Origin of the sequence: Rossellomorea aquimaris (genome assembly GCF_008180865.1) — a bacterium.
GTDB classification, from domain to species: Bacteria; Bacillota; Bacilli; order Bacillales; family Bacillaceae_B; genus Rossellomorea; species Rossellomorea yichunensis.
Window position 1 is genome coordinate 75,631 of sequence record NZ_VTEX01000004.1, and the last position, 16,098, is coordinate 91,728.

The following is a 16,098-nucleotide window of genomic DNA, read 5'->3' on the forward strand; positions in this document are numbered from 1 at the left end:
TCATTACTCCTTTTTTTATCATTCAACGTAAAGAGGAGGAAATGGGCTGATGTAACTGCACCTTCATCCCTCTCCCTTTCAATTTTTTCCAGAAACACCTATTTCAATTGTGATAAGAAACTGCGACCAAACTTCGGCATGGTCACATTAAAGTTGTCTGCCACGGTAGCGCCGATATCTGCGAATGTTTCAGAGATAGGCAGCTCTTTCCCTCCGTCAAAGCGTTTTGAATAAACGAGAAGTGGAACATATTCTCTTGTATGGTCTGTTCCTGGAGCGGTCGGATCGTTCCCGTGATCGGCTGTAATGATAAGAAGATCATCTTCCGTCATTTTCTCGAACACTTCAGGCAGCCGTGCATCAAATTCTTCTAACGCCTTTCCATAGCCTTCTGGATCGCGACGATGTCCGAATAAAGCATCGAAATCGACAAGATTCAGGAAGCTCAAGCCTGTAAAGTCTTGATCGAATGATTGAATGAGTCCGTCCATCCCGTGCATATTATGCTTCGTACGGATCGATTCAGTCACTCCCTCGCCATTAAAAATATCTGAAATTTTACCAATGGCGACCACGTCAAACCCCGAATCCTTCAGTTCATTCATTACGGTACGGTTAAAAGGTTTTAACGCATAGTCATGACGATTGGATGTACGTTTGAACCCGCCTGGTTCGCCAACGAATGGACGAGCAATCACACGACCTACGAGGTATTCCTCTTCTTTCGTGATTTCACGGGCGATTTCACAAATTTTGTACTGCTCTTCAATTGGAATGATGCCTTCATGAGCTGCAATTTGAAGGACAGGATCTGCAGAAGTATAAACAATAAGAGCTCCTGTTTCCATATGTTCTTTTCCTAACTCTTCAATAATCTCAGTTCCGCTTGCAGGCTTATTTCCAATGATCTTTCTGCCTGTCTCAGCTTCAAGTTTTTGAATTAATTTTTCAGGGAAACCGTCTGGATACGTTTTGAACGGTTTATCAATATTAAGGCCCATTATTTCCCAATGACCAGTCATCGTGTCTTTCCCAACAGACGCTTCCTGCATTTTCGTGAAGTATGCTAACGGCTTGTCAGCTTTTTCAATTCCCTTCACTTCTTTAATATTCGAAAGTCCAAGTTTTCCCATATTGGGCATATTCAGTCCATTCATATGTTCAGCAATGTGACCAATCGTATCCGATCCTACATCATTGAATAGGTCGGCATCAGGCGCCTCACCGATGCCCACTGAGTCCATGACGACCAGGTGAACTCTTTTGTATGTATAGTTACTCATTCAAATAAACCTCCTATATGTAGCTTCTTATTAAAAAAAGCGGTTACATTTTTAATCTTTAATCGTATCTTACCCTTAACTGCATTATAGCAATCGACAGGATTTAACGTCAGAAGTCTGACATCTACATTCTACTTTTTCCTTTCTAAAAAAACAAGAGAGATCCCTTAAAGAATACTATTTTCTTTAAGGGATCTCTCTTCATCTTTTAAGCCCGCGGATGAAATTGTGAATATACATCCTTTAAGCGTGTTTTCGTTACATGTGTATAAATTTGGGTGGTGGAAATGTCTGCATGACCGAGCATTTCCTGTACTGCCCGGAGATCTGCCCCATTCTCCAATAAATGGGTTGCGAATGAGTGCCTGAGTGTATGAGGAGTCAGATCCTTTTCGATATTAGCTTTTTTTGCAAGAGCTTTTAAGTTCTTCCAGAAACCTTGTCTTGTCAGGCCTTTACCATGATGATTCAAAAACAAGTGATCATCCCGGTGCTTCTTACTTCTTAATTTCAACCGGGCATCTTCTAAGTATTTCTCAAGAACATTCATTGCCGTTTGTCCGATGGGGATAATCCGTTCTTTATTCCCTTTTCCTATACATCGGACAAATCCCATGGTCAAGTGGACATCATCCAGTTTTAGTTGAATGAGTTCACTTACCCTGATACCAGTCGCATAAAGGATTTCAAGCATCGCTTTATCTCTCATCCCAAGTGGTGTAGATTCCTCAGGGGCTTCGAGTAAAGCTTCCACTTCAGCTATGCTTAAGATCTTCGGAAGCGTCCGCTCTGTTTTTGGTGTTTCGATATGCACAGTCGGATCTTGTTCCGTCGCTTTTTCTCTTAGCAAAAATTGATGGAAGGAACGGATAGATGCAACATGACGTGCAACTGTCTTTGAAGATTTCCCCTGACTCTTTAAGTGGCCGAGAAATTGGACTATGTTCATTCTCGAAACGGCGTTCAGTTCCGATATTTCTTCCACCTTCGCTAAGTATAGTGCATAATTCTTTAAGTCACGCTGGTACGACTCTATCGTGTTTTTGGCCAGTCCTTTTTCTACTATTAAAAAGTGCATGAAATCTTGAATATGGTCTTCCACACTGCATTACTCCCCGTTCATATAAAAAAATAATAGCCGATCATACCAATGGCTTTCTTCATCCGTCACAGAAGAATACACCTTGACTGCTGCTCCCTCGGGTTCATCATATCTGTGATACCCTTCGTATTCTTCACTGATCCACATAATACCATAGTAAAACAAAATCGTTGATCCAGTAAACAAAATAAAAACCTTAATGGTTTGCCATACCATTTGAATTCCTTTTATCATCCTGTCGTCCTCCATATTCATCGGTACTAACGTCTATTAATACAAGCTATGACGTTTTTAATCTGTTTTATACCTTATGGAGTTAAAACGGTGAAAATTTCTGTCCGTGTATATAAAAAAGCCTTAAAGAGTATGTATGGGATGTTTCAAATGAGAAACAACGACAGGAATCTTTAAGGCTTTTCGGCATCATATTATTCTTCTGGGTCCTCTTCTTTATCCTGGCATCTGGAACAAATACCATGAAAGGTAAGGCGGTGATCTTTTATTTTAAATTTCCAATCTCGTTCAACAATCGCTTCCACGTCTTCTAAGAGATCTTCTTGTATTTCATCAACCGCTCCACATTCAATACATACTAAATGATGATGAAAGTGGGCTGCCCCTTCTTGTCTGAGATCATAACGCGATACACCATCGCCAAAATTGATTTTATCCACAATTTTCAGTTCAGATAGCAATTCCAACGTACGATATACGGTTGCCAGTCCAATTTCCGGAGATTTTTCCTTAACGAGGAGGTATACATCTTCGGCGCTGAGGTGATCTTCTTCATGTTCCAATAAAACGCGTACCGTTGCTTCGCGCTGGGGCGTAAGCTTGTAGCTGGCAGAATGAAGTTGCTTTTTGATTCTTTCAATACGGCTTTCCATAGTCCTCTCCTCCCTCGTCAATGTCCTTACTATTATATCAAAAAGGGAGGAATAAGCAAAATAAAATTATTATAATTAAACAAATAAAACGATTCTTATATAAGAATCGTTTTATTTTATTTTTGAAATAACCGCTTCCATTAAGTTAGGAGAAAGATACGCTTCTATACTGGCTGCAATCGTGACGATCCCTATAGCCACCACCAAGAAAATCACGTATCTGGATAAGAACGGAATCATTTGAAACTGCATGGATGAAGTCTGCCTCATGAATATCTTCCGAATAAGTGTAAGGGAGAAACTGGCGCTGATCGCTCCGATGAAAATAAACGCCGGAATAATGATGATATTTTGCGGTAAGACGCTGACAAAGGATAATAAAAACCCGCTCCATCCCATTTGATTCACAAGGAAACCTACTGAAAACCCAACCACTACACCCTTCATAAATAATAGAACGAAGATGAGGGGGAGTCCAATAATCGAGATTCCCAGTAACCACATCAATCCTAGATACTTTACGTTATGAAGGAAGCTCTGACGGAACAGCTCTTCTGCTGACGTCATACTGCCATCTTCCATTTCGCTGAAGAATTTACTTAAATAGAAATACAGGTCTTCCTTTTGGGCAAAAGACAATGAATTGACCACGATGGCCCCAAAAATGATCCCCATTAAAAATAGCGTAATGATAAATAAATAGATCGAGGAATGTGCTTGTACATGTTGAACGAGTGGATTTGAATTTGATATTTTTTTGCGCATCACAGTGCTCCTCCTAGATATACGATTACTAATCTATATGTAGGCAGGGACAGGTTTATTCTTGTCTCTTCTATTCTATTGAACTTCCGTGGGGATAACCGTATAATCATAGAAACCTTATGGTGGAAGTGGAGGAAAATAATATGAACAATCCAAGTTTAATCGAGTTTCCCGATAAGATTGAAACTCCACGCCTTTATATTAGACCTTGCCTGCCCGGTGACGGATCTGAAGTCTTTATTGCCATCTCTGAATCAAGAAATGAATTAATACCCTGGCTTCCCTTCGCCCGTAAAGAACAATCCCTGGATGAAGTGGAGGCGGGAGTCCGGGAGTCCTATGCAGCGTTTATTAAAAAGACCGACATTCGACTACATATTTACCTGAAAGGAACAGATGAATTTATTGGATCTACAGGGCTGCACCGCATCGATTGGAATGTGCCAAAAGTGGAGATCGGATATTGGCTTCATACGAAGCACACGAAAAAAGGGTATATCGTTGAAGCGGTAAACGCGTTGACACATTTCGCCTTAAATGACCTCTCCTGCCAGCGGGTGGAAATTCGCTGTGATGAGAGAAATGCAGGTTCCAAAAGAGTACCTGAAAAACTGGGATTTAAGCTTGAAGGCATCCTTCGTCATGATCATCTTGATGAAAACGGGAAAGATGCACGTAATACGTGTGTTTATTCTCTGATTCCAGGGGACTCAGTCATTTGATATTCGTGGGAAATGATTGGGTTACAAAGATTGTGAATTCATAAACATTAATCTACTGGATATTTAATCTTTCATTTTCAGTCCATTTAGAGTTAAAAGCCATTTACCTTTTGAGTTTTTCAGCTAAAAAATGACTTCATTGAGGGAGACAGGGGATGGGCGCTTCGAATACAGGAAAGTGAAGCCCCGATTTCGTCATTCTGGCGTTTATTGCGTCAAAAACAGAGGTTATTGCGTCGTTTCATTTATTTATTGCGTCAATTCTTCATTATATGCGTAATTCACCATCATTTATCAAGAACAAGAAAGCTGGACTCCTTTTCCTAAGGAGTCCAGCTTTCTTTCAAATTCTACTCTTATTTTGTAAGCTTCTGCAGTTGCAGATATTGAACGGCATAAGCCGTTTTTGCATCGTAAATCCGCTGTTCCTTTATAAGCTGCTCCGCTTCCTCGACTGTTACTTCAATCAACTCTACAAATTCATCTTCATCCGTTTCTTTCGATTCCTGAATGGGATAAAGGTCGTGAGCGATATACAAGTGAACCAGCTCATCGGCAAATCCGGGAGACGTGTAAAACGAAATCAAATGCTCCAGGTTCCCACATCCGTAGCCCGTTTCTTCTTCCAATTCACGAAGGGCTGTTTTACCGGGTTCTTCCCCGGGCTCTAGCTTCCCTGCAGGAATTTCGATGATGGATTTCTCCAACGCTTTGCGATATTGCTCTACCATGACAAGTTTCCCCTCTGGTGTTAACGCAATAACAGCAACAGCCCCAGGATGCTTAATCAGTTCCCTCTTGGAAGTCTTTCCATTGGGAAGCTCTACTTCATCCACCTGAAGATCAATGATTTTCCCTTGATAGATGGTTTCTGTTTTAATCGTCTTTTCTTCAAATTTTTTCATCCGCTCAACTCTCCTTGTTCTGTCATTGACCTTGTCCTCATACATTTTACCATATCCTATTCGAGGATCGAGGTGAAACCCCTTGAAGGTGATTGCTGAAAAAGACCGGATCATCCTGGTAGGTAAAGCATGGGAAATCAGGGAGAAGCTGAAGCAATATAATCAAACCTATTCCACGGTGAAGGAATGGATCGAAGCCAATCGTTGAAACCAACCGTATCTTTTGTTTAATCGCCCCGACTTTCGTTAAGATAATAGAGAGTGCTAATGTCGAAAGGACGGATACAATGGAAAAAAGACCAATAGGAAGTTCCGATTTATTTGTATCAAAGATGGGACTCGGTTGTATGTCGCTTGGAACCGAAGAGAAAGCTGCCAAGGAAATTGTGCAACATGCTTTAGAGAATGGGATCAATTATCTTGATACCGCTGATTTATATGATTTTGGTCAAAATGAAGAAATTGTGGGTAACGCCATCCGTGAGGTCCGAGATGACATCATTCTTGCCACAAAGGTAGGAAATCGCTGGGATGACGTGGAAGATGGCTGGCGCTGGGATCCTTCCAAATCCTATATCAAGTCTGCCGTCAAGGATAGCTTAGCCCGCCTGAAAGTGGACTATATCGATCTTTATCAGCTTCATGGCGGGACGATTGAAGATCATTTTGAAGAAACGATCGAGGCATTTGAAGAATTAAAGAGTGAAGGTTTGATCCGCCATTATGGAATCTCGTCCATCCGCCCGAATGTCATTAAGCGATTCCTGAAGAGTTCTTCCTTAGAGAGCGTGATGATGCAGTACAGCTTACTGGATCGCCGCCCGGAAGAATGGATGGACCTATTGGATGAGAATAAGGTGAGTATCGTGGCCCGGGGGCCATTGGCAAAAGGACTTCTTTCTGAGAAAATGCTCTCCAAAGCTTCTGCGAAAATGAAAGAGAGTGGGTATCTGGACTATTCTTATCAAGAGCTTCAAGAAACAATCGAGTCCATTCATAGTAAAATGGGAGACCAACGCAACATGAATGAGCTTGCCCTCCAATATATTCTTTCCCACCAATCGGTTGCAGCCGTTGTTCCGGGAGCCAGTTCTGTTCAGCAGCTTCAGGAGAATATTGATGCGGTCAATGCGAGCCCTTTATCTACTGAGGCGCTGAATATGCTTAAACACTTAACTAAATTATCACGGTATGAGCAACATAGGGATTGAGTAACAAAAAAATAAGCGGGGCAGGGTTCTTAATTCCCTTCCCGCTTATTTTTTTCATACCAATTTACCGCCTTTTTCTCCAAGACCTTCACAAATTGGTCTTTCCCTTGAATGTAGCCTTCCATATCATGTGGGAATTTCTTTGCAAGTCTTGATTTCAGTTCACCATATCGATTTGCTTCCGCACTGTATTCCTTTAAATAATCACGAAATGCTAAGTGCCTGATCACATGATCGATTCCATAAGGGAAAACGTGAAGATGTACGGCTCTCTCATTTCCTTCTCCCTTATAGAAGTAGCGACGGTTTGGGATACCATTCTCCCCTTTCCCCACAAAATCCAGTTGACTGAATTCTTCTGTCCGGTCATCAACGCCCTCAAGGTCAGGGACTTCTATTAGAATATCGATAATCGGTTTAGCGGCCAACCCAGGCACCGACGTCGAGCCGATATGATGGATGGTTGCATCCGGGAGAATCTTTTCCAGTGATCGCTTTTCTGTTTCGAATTTTTCTTTCCATTCCGATTGATGTGGTACTACTTTCACATCCCTCATCAATCCTTGTAACTCTTCCAATCCATGCTGCTTTCATTCAACAGCTCTTCAAAACTCTTATTCTTTTCCCGCTGCTTTTTCTCTTCTATTTTTTTAAGACGCTCTTCTTCCTTCTTCACAGACTCTACTTTTTCAAGCTCTTTCTTCTTCTGCTTTAATTGTTCGAATAGATCCTGGTTGATCGAATTCTTTAACGTCAGTTCTGCTTCCTGTTTCTTTTTCTTAGACATGTGCTGGTTCCCCCTATCTGTCATAGTTATAAATCTTTTTTTGGTTTTAGTCAAAAGTCAGGCTAAAAAAAAGCCGGTCAAAAGGGGGACATGCCCCTTATAACCGACTCTCTCCATCAATAGGCTTCCAATTTCACATCTTCTCCTACAATCAACGTCGCATCCGTTGATGATTGGATATCCTCCACAGAGAAGCCGTTCGCAACTTCACGAAGAAGCAAGCCTTCTGCAGTTACATCCATCACGGCTCGATCGGTGATGATCCGGTGCACGACACCTTTCCCTGTCAGAGGCAAGGTGCATTCCTTCAGGATTTTGCTCTCACCGGCTTTATTCACGTGCTCCATGATGACGATGATGCGCTGGGCTCCGTGGACGAGATCCATCGCTCCACCCATACCTTTGATCATCTTTCCAGGTATCATCCAGTTGGCAAGATCACCATTTTCGGCTACTTCCATTCCACCGAGGATGGCAATATTGATGTGGCCTCCGCGGATCATCCCGAATGATTCCGAGCTATCAAAGTAAGAGGAGCCTGGAATCGCCGTAACGGTTTCTTTCCCGGCGTTGATGAGGTCTGCATCGACTTCTTCTTCTGCCGGATATGGTCCGATTCCGAGTAATCCATTTTCAGATTGAAGGACAACCTGTTTGTTTTCTGTTATATAGTTGGCTACCAGTGTAGGCATCCCGATTCCTAAGTTGACATAGAAACCATCTTCTATTTCCTTTTCCGCCCTTCTTGCTATTCTTTCACGCATTTTGGCACGATCCATCCCGTTCCACTCTCCCTTCTATGCTTGCTTCACTGTTCTTCTTTCAATGCGTTTTTCCTGATCCGCCTGAATCAGTCGCTGCACGTAGATGCTTGGGGTATGCACTTCATTCGGATTGATTTCCCCGATTTCAACAAGCTCTTCTACTTCGGCAATCGTCACTTTTCCAGCTGCCGCGATCATCGGGTTAAAGTTTTGAGCCGTTTTGTTGTAGATCAGATTCCCCATCTTATCGGCCTTCCACGCCCGTACAAGTGAGAAGTCTGCCGTATAGGCTTCTTCCAGCAAATATTCTTTTCCATTAAATGTGCGGGTTTCTTTTCCTTCGGCTACCGGTGTCCCGACTCCTGCCGGTGTGTAGAATGCAGGAATCCCTGCGCCACCTGCGCGGATTTTCTCTGCAAGCGTACCTTGAGGAACCAATTCCACTTCCAGTTCACCAGATAAGACCTGTCTTTCAAATTCTTTGTTTTCCCCGACATAGGAGCCTATCATTTTATCAATCTGTTTATTTTTCAATAATAAACCTAAGCCCCAGTCGTCTACACCACAATTATTTGAAATGACGGTCAGGTTTTTCACACCTTTTTCTACAAGGGCAAGAATGAGTTTTTCAGGGATACCGCACAGACCGAATCCGCCAACCATTAAAGTGGCTCCATCGTGGATGTCTGCCACCGCTTCGTCATATGAAGTGTATACTTCTTTCATTGTATTCCCTCCTTGAATCTGGATTTTTTCTATTGCTTATTTATGAAGTTCAACGACTGTTGCTACTCCCTGTCCACCACCGATACAAAGGGTAGCCAGTCCGTTTTGTACGCCTCTTTTCTTCATCTCATGAATCAGCGTCACCAGAATCCGCGTTCCACTGGCTCCGATCGGGTGACCTAATGCAATGGCTCCTCCGTTTACGTTTAAGGCATCCTTTTTGAATTGAAGTTCTTTATCCACCGCTAATGATTGAGCGGCAAACGCTTCATTTGCTTCAATTAATTCCATATCTTCAATCGTCAGCTTTGTTTTTTCCAATACTTTTTTAACGGCAGCAACAGGGCCGATCCCCATAACGCTTGGATCAACACCGGCATTGGCGTTACCTTTAATCGTCACTAGAGGGGTGATGCCCAGTTCGTCTGCTTTCTTCTTCGACATGACGACAACCGCAGCGGCTCCATCATTGATACCGGATGCGTTTCCTGCTGTTACACTGCCATCTTTTTTGAATGCAGCCCGAAGACCTGATAACTTCTCGGCAGTCGACCCTTTACGAGGGAATTCATCCTGCTTGAATACAACTGGGTCTCCTTTTCGCTGAGGAATATGTACCGGAACGATTTCATCTTCAAATCGGCCTGATTCAATCGCAGCAGCTGCCTTTTGCTGGCTCCAGGCCGCAAATTCGTCCTGCTCTTCACGTGTAAGGGAATAGCGGTCGCAAAGGTTCTCTGCCGTTACTCCCATATGATAATCATTAAAGGCACACCATAAGCCGTCGGAAATCATGCTGTCGACTACTTTCTGGTCTCCCATTTTGTATCCTTCTCTTGCTCCTTTTAGTAAATATGGAGCCTGACTCATATTTTCCATTCCACCTGCAACGATGATATCCGCATCTCCGGCAAGGATGGCCTGCGTTGCGAGATGAACCGTTTTTAATCCTGATCCACACACTTTATTTATCGTCATGGCAGGTACATGCTCAGGCAGTTCCGCTTTGATGGATGCTTGGCGGGCCGGATTTTGACCTAATCCTGCCTGCAATACATTCCCCATGATCACTTCATCTACATCACTTGCATTTAAACCAGCCTTTTCTAGGGCATCTTTAATGACAATCGCTCCAAGTTCCGGAGCTGAAATGCCTTTTAAAGATCCGTTAAAGCTTCCGATGGCTGTGCGCACTGCGCTCACAATGACGACTTCATTCGACATCTTTCTTCATCCCTTTCTCTTCTGACTGATTGGTTTGCCTATGACTAACCTTTAAAAACAGTTCCACTTTAACTCATTCTATGTAAGCGGTTAAATTCCTCTAAATTTGTCAAAAAATTTTTATATTGATTTATATGTCGAAATTTTCTTAAAATGAAAGAGGGAGGGAAATTATGAATTTACCTAAAAAAGCAACGATTATTGAAGTAGGTCCGAGAGACGGATTACAAAACGAGAAGAACTTTGTTCCGACTGATGTAAAGAAAGAGTTTATCCTTCGGCTGAAACAATCAGGAATCAGGGAAATGGAGCTGACTTCGTTTGTATCTCCCAAATGGGTTCCCCAGATGAAGGATGCGAGTGATATTGTCGACTCCTGCATGACGATTGATTCAAGAGATATCGTTCTCGCTCCCAATAAACGGGGAATCGAGCGGGTATATGAAACGGGCTGTCGATCAGTGGCCGTATTTGTAGGGGTAAGCAATACGTTTAATCAGAAAAACATTAATAAAACGACAGATGAAGCTCTTGAAGGCTTATCCCCTCTAATTTCAGAATTAAAAGAGCGGGGTTACTTCGTGAGAGCCTGTATCTCCACCGCTTTCTACTGTCCATATGAAGGGAAGGTCTTACCAGAGGATACTCTTTCTCTTTGTCAGGAATTTGTTTCATTGGGCGTGGATGAATTGAGCGTCGCCGATACGATAGGAAGGGCTAACCCATCTGAAGCATATCATCTCTTTGCGTTACTGAAACAGGAATTGCCCGATACATTACTGACAGCGCATTTCCATGACACCCGTAAGATGGCACTTGCTAATATCCTTGCTTCGCTTCAAGCGGGAGTTGACCGCTTTGACACCTCTGCAGGCGGACTTGGAGGCTGTCCTTTCGCCCCTGGTGCAACAGGGAATGTAGCAACTGAGGATGTTGTATATATGTTAGAAGAAATGGGAGTCTCCACAGGAATAGATTTAGGGAAACTGGCTCATGCCATCGAGCTGGTGAAGCCCCATGTCAGCCGCCCCATTGAAAGTGGTTACTACCGCCTGTATGAATTGAATCAATCATGAATACCTTCCTTCTCCTTCGAGCATTCTAAACTAGATAAAACTTGAAGGAGATGAGTTCAATGAGTCAAAAACGTGATAAAGGCTTCAGCCAAAAGGGCAAACCTAACTCAGATACGGTTTCTAATCCAATGGCTAAGGAAGAACTTGAAAAAGCCATTCATCCTACTAAAGGGCAAAATGCTAAATCTTAAATACCCATTCAGGAAAGTGTCTCTTCTCTAGGGACACTTTTTCTTTGTATTTCCTTGTTCGAAATTCCTCTTTTTTCCTCCTTTTGCTACAATATGAGTAAGAATGATATTGCTTTGAGGTGATGAAGATGAGAAAAAAACTTGCCATCCTTGGCGGTACCCTTTCGTCCATAGGTCTGCTTGGGATTTATATTACGAATCGTTTTATGTACTTACCGAAAAAGGGAGATGACTTTATCCGGTCTCGTGAAACAGGATCGACCAGGCTGATAGAAGAGGATTATGACTCACTTCCTAAAGAAGAGGTGCTGATCCGTTCCCAATACGGATATGACATTAAAGCGATATTCGTGAAGCCTCACCCCCATAAAAAATTCATGATCTTTTCCCACGGGGTTACAGAAAACAAATGGAACTCGATCAAGTATATGAATCTTTTCATCAAACAGGGATTCAATGCCGTGATTTATGATCATCGCCGGCACGGAGAGTCCGGAGGGAAGACGACAAGTTACGGATACTTTGAAAAATATGATTTAAAGGCTGTTGTGGATGAGTTGATCCGTCGTGAAGGGGACGACGTGTTCTTTGGAATCCATGGTGAATCCATGGGGGCTGCGACCCTGCTTCTATACGCCGGCAGCGTGGAAGACCGGGCCGATTTTTATATTGCCGATTGCCCTTTTTCCGATTTTGGCGAACAGCTCGCCTATCGTATGAGCGTAGAAGTGAAAATGCCGGCAAAATTTCTCCTTCCCCTCGTCGGCGGCACACTAAAGCTGCGACAAGGGTACACATTAAAGGATTTATCACCTATATCGGTTGTTCAAAACATCAGGAAACCCGTGTTATTTATCCACAGCACAAATGATGACTTTATCCTGCCCCAAATGACGAAGGATTTATTTGAAAAAAAACAGGGACCAAAAGAGCTGTTTCTCGATTTCCGTGGCACTCATGCTCAATCGTATAATGACAACCCTGAGGAATATGAACAATTGATTCAACGGTTTCTTCATCAATTTGTATTAAATGAAAGGGATGATGTTTCTTGATTCCAACTGATTTCAGGTCAAAAATGCAAACCATGTACGGCGAATCGGGTGAAGGATGGATTTCAAACGTGGAAGAACTTATGGTGACTTTGCAAGATAGGCTGTGCTTAACCTATGGCGAGCCCTTTTCATTAAGCTACAATTTTGTGGTTCCTGTCCGAATTGATCATGAACGGGATGCAGTTCTAAAGATCGGATACCCTAACAACGACTTCTCAAATGAGTTTCATGCTCTTCAAGATTTTCAAGGAAGGGGCATGGTGGAAGTTCTTGATATCAATAAGGATGAGGGATGGATTCTTTTAGATCGTCTGTCACCTGGTTCATCCCTTCATTCCATTGAGGATGAAGAAGAGGTCCTGCATGTGTTTGCCCACGTTGCTCACCGTTTATGGCATAAACCTGTCAGCCATCATTCCTACCCTGCCGTTCAATCCTGGTCAAAAGGGGTCGGTCGCTTGCGTGAACAGTTCAACGGAGGCACTGGTCCCCTGCCTGAAGAAATCGTCTCAAAAGCTGAGATGCTCTATCCCGAGTTACTTAGTTCTGCTCACAATCTTTTTCTTCTACACGGTGATTTGCACCACGGCAATATTCTATTCTCTAAATCCTCCGGCTGGACGGCCATTGATCCCAAGGGGCTTATCGGTGAGAGAGAATATGACTGCATCCAATTTACATTAAATGAATGGAGTAAATGGGATGTTCCAATAGAGCTGCTTCGATACAGAATCAAAACAATGGCCTCTCTTCTCTCCCTCTCTTATGAACGGTTGATTCGTTACGGGTTCTGTCATTCGGTTTTATCTGCGTGCTGGTCTGTAGAGGACGGGATGGACGAATGGAAGACAGGGGTTTCAGTGGCCCGCCTGTTTGAGGAATTGATGAATGAACTAGATTAGTATCTAAAGAATGATTTACCCCTGCAATATCATAAATTATTTAATATTATAAAAAGCCTCGGATCTTCGATGTTCTCTCTCAGATCTGAGGCTTTTATTTTCATTCTCCCGGAAACATCAAAAAGTTCATTCTCCCATTTATGATCTGGCCGGGACTCTTTAACTGAAACGTGTTGCTTTGTGAAGAAAAATCAATTTTTAACTCTTCGTCTAGGAATACCCTCTTTGATTTTTCCACTAGAATCGGATAGCTGTTCGTTTCTATCTTTATATCTTCACCTTCAACGGGATGATGGACAAACCATAAAGTAGGAATACCGCTGACAACACAGCCGCAGCCTTCTGTATCATATTTCAATTTCAGGTGACCATTTTGGGCCCCGACTTTATCTTGAATCTTTTTGGTTGCTTCGTTCGTTAGTTCAATTTTCATCCGACGACGACCTCCTCTATCCCTTATCCTATCACATTTTATTTGTTTCCTTTAGAATATTGCTTTTTTACTGTTTTCACTTTACTATCGATAGTGGGGATTCTTTTGTATTTTCTAGAAAGGGTGGTTTTTCATGGCAAAAGCTCAAATTAAAGTGAACGATAATGGTTCTTTTCGTGTAAGCGGGGACGTGGAACTTATTGATGCTGACGGAAATGTATTTCCAACGAAACAAGTGTTTACTCTTTGCCGTTGTGGTTTGTCTACAAACATGCCGTTTTGTGACGCGTCTCATAAAGGAAAATTCGAATCATGTGTGCGCGCAGAAAAAGTATTGGACGAAGAGTAAATGGAATGAAAAGAGAGACTTCACCAGGGTGAAGTCTCTCTTTTCATTGGGCTGTCAATCGAAAAAACGAATGTCCACAATGCTTGCAAGTGGAATATAGTGTACGTCTTCAAACCTGTCTACGACGTGCAGCTTCCCTTCCAGTGAGTCGACATGGTGAACGGTTCCAATCGATAATTGATGACGGTGCTTTACATAGTGAGTAATCGACACCGATTTACCAAACTCCATCGCCTCTGCGACGACTTCATTCATCCTGTCCAGTTCCTGCTCGTCAAGTTCGATCCTCTTCTCGTGCGTATCTTCCTTTGCCCAATCCCTGAGTAATTTCACGTGCTCCGGCAGCATCATAGATGTCCACTTGATTCTTCCTCGATCGCGGATCAATCCTCTCACCTCCTATATTTACGATTTATGTCCACCCACCAGGCGGGCACGATGCCTTGCTGTTCCTGCTTCTGTATAGGATACGGCCCGGAGAAGGGCTGCTGATCCATATTTATTTCGGATTCGGTCCACTACATACCCCAGCTCCCGCTTCTCCCACCGATTCGGCTCGAACAAAGAAATCTGCAAGGCCCCATCATCTACAATATTTGAAAGAGCGATGTTGATTTTCCGTACAGTTTTCCCGTTGTAATTCTCTTCAAATAACTCCAGACATACACGATATAAATCCATGGTGATATTGGTCGGCTCCTCGATGGTCCGCGACCGGTGAAACCCTCCACCAAATTCTTCGTGACTGTAACCGACGCCAAAGCTTATTGTTCTCCCCGCCTTGCGATGGGTGCGGGCGCGCCTGGCGACTTCTTCACACATTTCTAAAATGACACGTTTGATTTCCTCTTTCTCCTTATAATCGCGCAACAGGATCTGCCCCTTGCCAAAGCTGATTTGACCATCCATGATCGGTGCTCCTATTTCAGATAAATCAACTCCCCATGCGTGGTAATAAAGTTGATTTCCCATAACGCCGAACTTGGCCTCCAGCTTCTCAAGGTCATACTGCGCCAATTGCCCGACAGAGAAAATGCCCATGCGATTGAGCGTTTTTTCTAAGCGTCCGCCAATCCCCCACATTTTTCGTAAAGGCGATAACGGCCACAGCTTTTCCGGAACGTCTTCATAGGTCCATTCGGCGACCCCCTCTTTTTTTGCTTCGAGATCCAGGCAAAGCTTAGATAACAGCATATTGGGACCGATCCCTATGGCGCACGGCAGCTGAAACTCCCTTTCCATATCATCCTTGATTTTGCGGGCAATGGTCGTGGCATCCCCCCAAAGATTCGTCGCTCCATCAATCTTGATAAAACTTTCGTCCACGCTATACGTATGAATGGCATCTTTCGGTACGTAGCGATGGAACAATCGCGTCAATTCAGTCGATATCCTGACATACGTAGCCATTTTTGGCTCTACAAGCCGGATGCGCGGGTCCTTTGGGATTTCAAACATCCGCGAGCCCGTTTTGATCCCAAAGTCCTTCTTCAGCCTGGGTGATGCCGCTAACACAATACTTCCTTGGCGGTCCCTATCCCCTACTACGGCCAAATGGCATTCAAGAGGATCGAGACCCAGCATGACAGCCGAACAGCTAGCATAAAAGCTCTTCATATCGATGCACAGAATCTTATGGTGTGGCAGCACACTGTAATCGACAGTCATATATTCGCCCTCCATTTTACCTAAAATAGAACAAACGTTCTTATATAG

Annotated in this window: 22 protein-coding genes; 8 read left to right on the plus strand and 14 right to left on the minus strand. The window is 43.2% G+C overall.

Going from position 1 to position 16,098, the window contains the following annotated elements; translation table 11 throughout:
* Nucleotides 1-98: 98 nt before the first annotated feature.
* The 5 genes from deoB to spoIIM form a co-directional block, all read right to left on the minus strand.
* Nucleotides 99-1,283, minus strand: a complete 1,185-nt coding sequence (deoB, locus tag FZC88_RS15685) for a phosphopentomutase (RefSeq protein ID WP_148995581.1) — start codon at nucleotides 1,281-1,283, stop codon at nucleotides 99-101.
* Between the two features lie 208 nt (nucleotides 1,284-1,491).
* Complete coding sequence (gene xerD, locus FZC88_RS15690) at nucleotides 1,492-2,385, minus strand: site-specific tyrosine recombinase XerD (RefSeq protein ID WP_148969519.1); 894 nt, start codon at nucleotides 2,383-2,385, stop codon at nucleotides 1,492-1,494.
* A gap of 6 nt (nucleotides 2,386-2,391) precedes the next feature.
* On the minus strand, nucleotides 2,392-2,619 hold the full coding sequence (locus FZC88_RS15695; protein WP_113967599.1) for a YqzK family protein: 228 nt from the start codon (nucleotides 2,617-2,619) through the stop codon (nucleotides 2,392-2,394).
* A 194-nt stretch (nucleotides 2,620-2,813) separates the two neighbouring features.
* Nucleotides 2,814-3,272 carry a ferric iron uptake transcriptional regulator gene (gene fur, locus FZC88_RS15700; protein WP_113967597.1) on the minus strand — a complete coding sequence of 153 codons (459 nt, stop codon included), beginning with the start codon at nucleotides 3,270-3,272 and terminating at the stop codon, nucleotides 2,814-2,816.
* 111 nt (nucleotides 3,273-3,383) lie between these two features.
* The gene (gene spoIIM, locus FZC88_RS15705; RefSeq protein WP_113967595.1) at nucleotides 3,384-4,037 is read right to left on the minus strand and encodes a stage II sporulation protein M; all 654 of its coding nucleotides are present in this window, start codon (nucleotides 4,035-4,037) and stop codon (nucleotides 3,384-3,386) included.
* Nucleotides 4,038-4,180: 143 nt separating this feature from the next.
* Here spoIIM and FZC88_RS15710 point away from each other — a divergent pair, with 143 nt between their 5' ends.
* Nucleotides 4,181-4,759 carry a GNAT family N-acetyltransferase gene (locus FZC88_RS15710; protein WP_148995582.1) on the plus strand — a complete coding sequence of 193 codons (579 nt, stop codon included), beginning with the start codon at nucleotides 4,181-4,183 and terminating at the stop codon, nucleotides 4,757-4,759.
* Between the two features lie 356 nt (nucleotides 4,760-5,115).
* Here the strand turns inward: FZC88_RS15710 and FZC88_RS15715 are convergent, their stop codons facing one another.
* Entirely contained in the window at nucleotides 5,116-5,664 is a 549-nt protein-coding gene (locus FZC88_RS15715; protein WP_148995583.1) for an NUDIX hydrolase, read from the minus strand.
* A gap of 82 nt (nucleotides 5,665-5,746) precedes the next feature.
* On the opposite strand from FZC88_RS15715, the gene mciZ reads away from it, so the two are divergent.
* Entirely contained in the window at nucleotides 5,747-5,872 is a 126-nt protein-coding gene (gene mciZ, locus FZC88_RS15720) for a Z-ring formation inhibitor MciZ (protein WP_113967592.1), read from the plus strand.
* A gap of 79 nt (nucleotides 5,873-5,951) precedes the next feature.
* Nucleotides 5,952-6,875 (plus strand): aldo/keto reductase, encoded by a 924-nt coding sequence (locus FZC88_RS15725; protein ID WP_148995584.1) that lies wholly within the window; start codon nucleotides 5,952-5,954, stop codon nucleotides 6,873-6,875.
* Between the two features lie 29 nt (nucleotides 6,876-6,904).
* On the opposite strand, the gene FZC88_RS15730 is transcribed toward FZC88_RS15725, so the two are convergent.
* The 5 genes from FZC88_RS15730 to FZC88_RS15750 all read right to left on the minus strand — a co-directional run bounded on the left by FZC88_RS15730 (nucleotide 6,905) and on the right by FZC88_RS15750 (nucleotide 10,376).
* A complete protein-coding gene (locus FZC88_RS15730; RefSeq protein ID WP_262371886.1) occupies nucleotides 6,905-7,453 on the minus strand; it encodes a GrpB family protein in 549 nt (182 codons plus the stop codon).
* Nucleotides 7,432-7,662, minus strand: coding sequence for a YqkE family protein (locus tag FZC88_RS15735; RefSeq protein WP_148969524.1), 231 nt, complete (start codon nucleotides 7,660-7,662; stop codon nucleotides 7,432-7,434). Before FZC88_RS15735 ends, FZC88_RS15730 begins: the two co-directional genes overlap by 22 nt.
* A 116-nt stretch (nucleotides 7,663-7,778) precedes the next feature.
* Nucleotides 7,779-8,441 carry a CoA transferase subunit B gene (locus FZC88_RS15740; protein ID WP_148969525.1) on the minus strand — a complete coding sequence of 221 codons (663 nt, stop codon included), beginning with the start codon at nucleotides 8,439-8,441 and terminating at the stop codon, nucleotides 7,779-7,781.
* A gap of 18 nt (nucleotides 8,442-8,459) precedes the next feature.
* On the minus strand, nucleotides 8,460-9,152 hold the full coding sequence (locus FZC88_RS15745) for a CoA transferase subunit A (protein WP_098353600.1): 693 nt from the start codon (nucleotides 9,150-9,152) through the stop codon (nucleotides 8,460-8,462).
* A gap of 36 nt (nucleotides 9,153-9,188) precedes the next feature.
* A complete protein-coding gene (locus FZC88_RS15750; protein WP_148995585.1) occupies nucleotides 9,189-10,376 on the minus strand; it encodes an acetyl-CoA C-acetyltransferase in 1,188 nt (395 codons plus the stop codon).
* Between the two features lie 173 nt (nucleotides 10,377-10,549).
* Between FZC88_RS15750 and FZC88_RS15755 the strand changes: the two genes are divergently transcribed.
* From FZC88_RS15755 to FZC88_RS15765, 4 genes are all read left to right on the plus strand, one after another.
* A complete protein-coding gene (locus tag FZC88_RS15755) occupies nucleotides 10,550-11,452 on the plus strand; it encodes a hydroxymethylglutaryl-CoA lyase (protein ID WP_148969527.1) in 903 nt (300 codons plus the stop codon).
* Between the two features lie 59 nt (nucleotides 11,453-11,511).
* On the plus strand, nucleotides 11,512-11,643 hold the full coding sequence (locus tag FZC88_RS24540) for a hypothetical protein (protein ID WP_258549516.1): 132 nt from the start codon (nucleotides 11,512-11,514) through the stop codon (nucleotides 11,641-11,643).
* Nucleotides 11,644-11,771: 128 nt separating this feature from the next.
* Nucleotides 11,772-12,698 carry an alpha/beta hydrolase gene (locus FZC88_RS15760; RefSeq protein WP_148995586.1) on the plus strand — a complete coding sequence of 309 codons (927 nt, stop codon included), beginning with the start codon at nucleotides 11,772-11,774 and terminating at the stop codon, nucleotides 12,696-12,698.
* On the plus strand, nucleotides 12,695-13,600 hold the full coding sequence (locus FZC88_RS15765; protein ID WP_148995587.1) for an aminoglycoside phosphotransferase family protein: 906 nt from the start codon (nucleotides 12,695-12,697) through the stop codon (nucleotides 13,598-13,600). The genes FZC88_RS15760 and FZC88_RS15765 overlap by 4 nt, the downstream gene beginning before the upstream one ends.
* 100 nt (nucleotides 13,601-13,700) lie before the next feature.
* Here the strand turns inward: FZC88_RS15765 and FZC88_RS15770 are convergent, their stop codons facing one another.
* On the minus strand, nucleotides 13,701-14,033 hold the full coding sequence (locus FZC88_RS15770; RefSeq protein WP_148995588.1) for an iron-sulfur cluster biosynthesis family protein: 333 nt from the start codon (nucleotides 14,031-14,033) through the stop codon (nucleotides 13,701-13,703).
* 133 nt (nucleotides 14,034-14,166) lie between these two features.
* Between FZC88_RS15770 and FZC88_RS15775 the strand changes: the two genes are divergently transcribed.
* Entirely contained in the window at nucleotides 14,167-14,382 is a 216-nt protein-coding gene (locus tag FZC88_RS15775; protein WP_113967576.1) for a CDGSH iron-sulfur domain-containing protein, read from the plus strand.
* Between the two features lie 54 nt (nucleotides 14,383-14,436).
* Here FZC88_RS15775 and FZC88_RS15780 read toward each other — a convergent pair whose 3' ends face one another.
* Both FZC88_RS15780 and FZC88_RS15785 read right to left on the minus strand, forming a co-directional pair.
* Nucleotides 14,437-14,769, minus strand: a complete 333-nt coding sequence (locus FZC88_RS15780; protein ID WP_148969531.1) for a YolD-like family protein — start codon at nucleotides 14,767-14,769, stop codon at nucleotides 14,437-14,439.
* Between the two features lie 18 nt (nucleotides 14,770-14,787).
* Entirely contained in the window at nucleotides 14,788-16,050 is a 1,263-nt protein-coding gene (locus FZC88_RS15785; protein ID WP_148995589.1) for a Y-family DNA polymerase, read from the minus strand.
* Nucleotides 16,051-16,098: the final 48 nt, after the last annotated feature.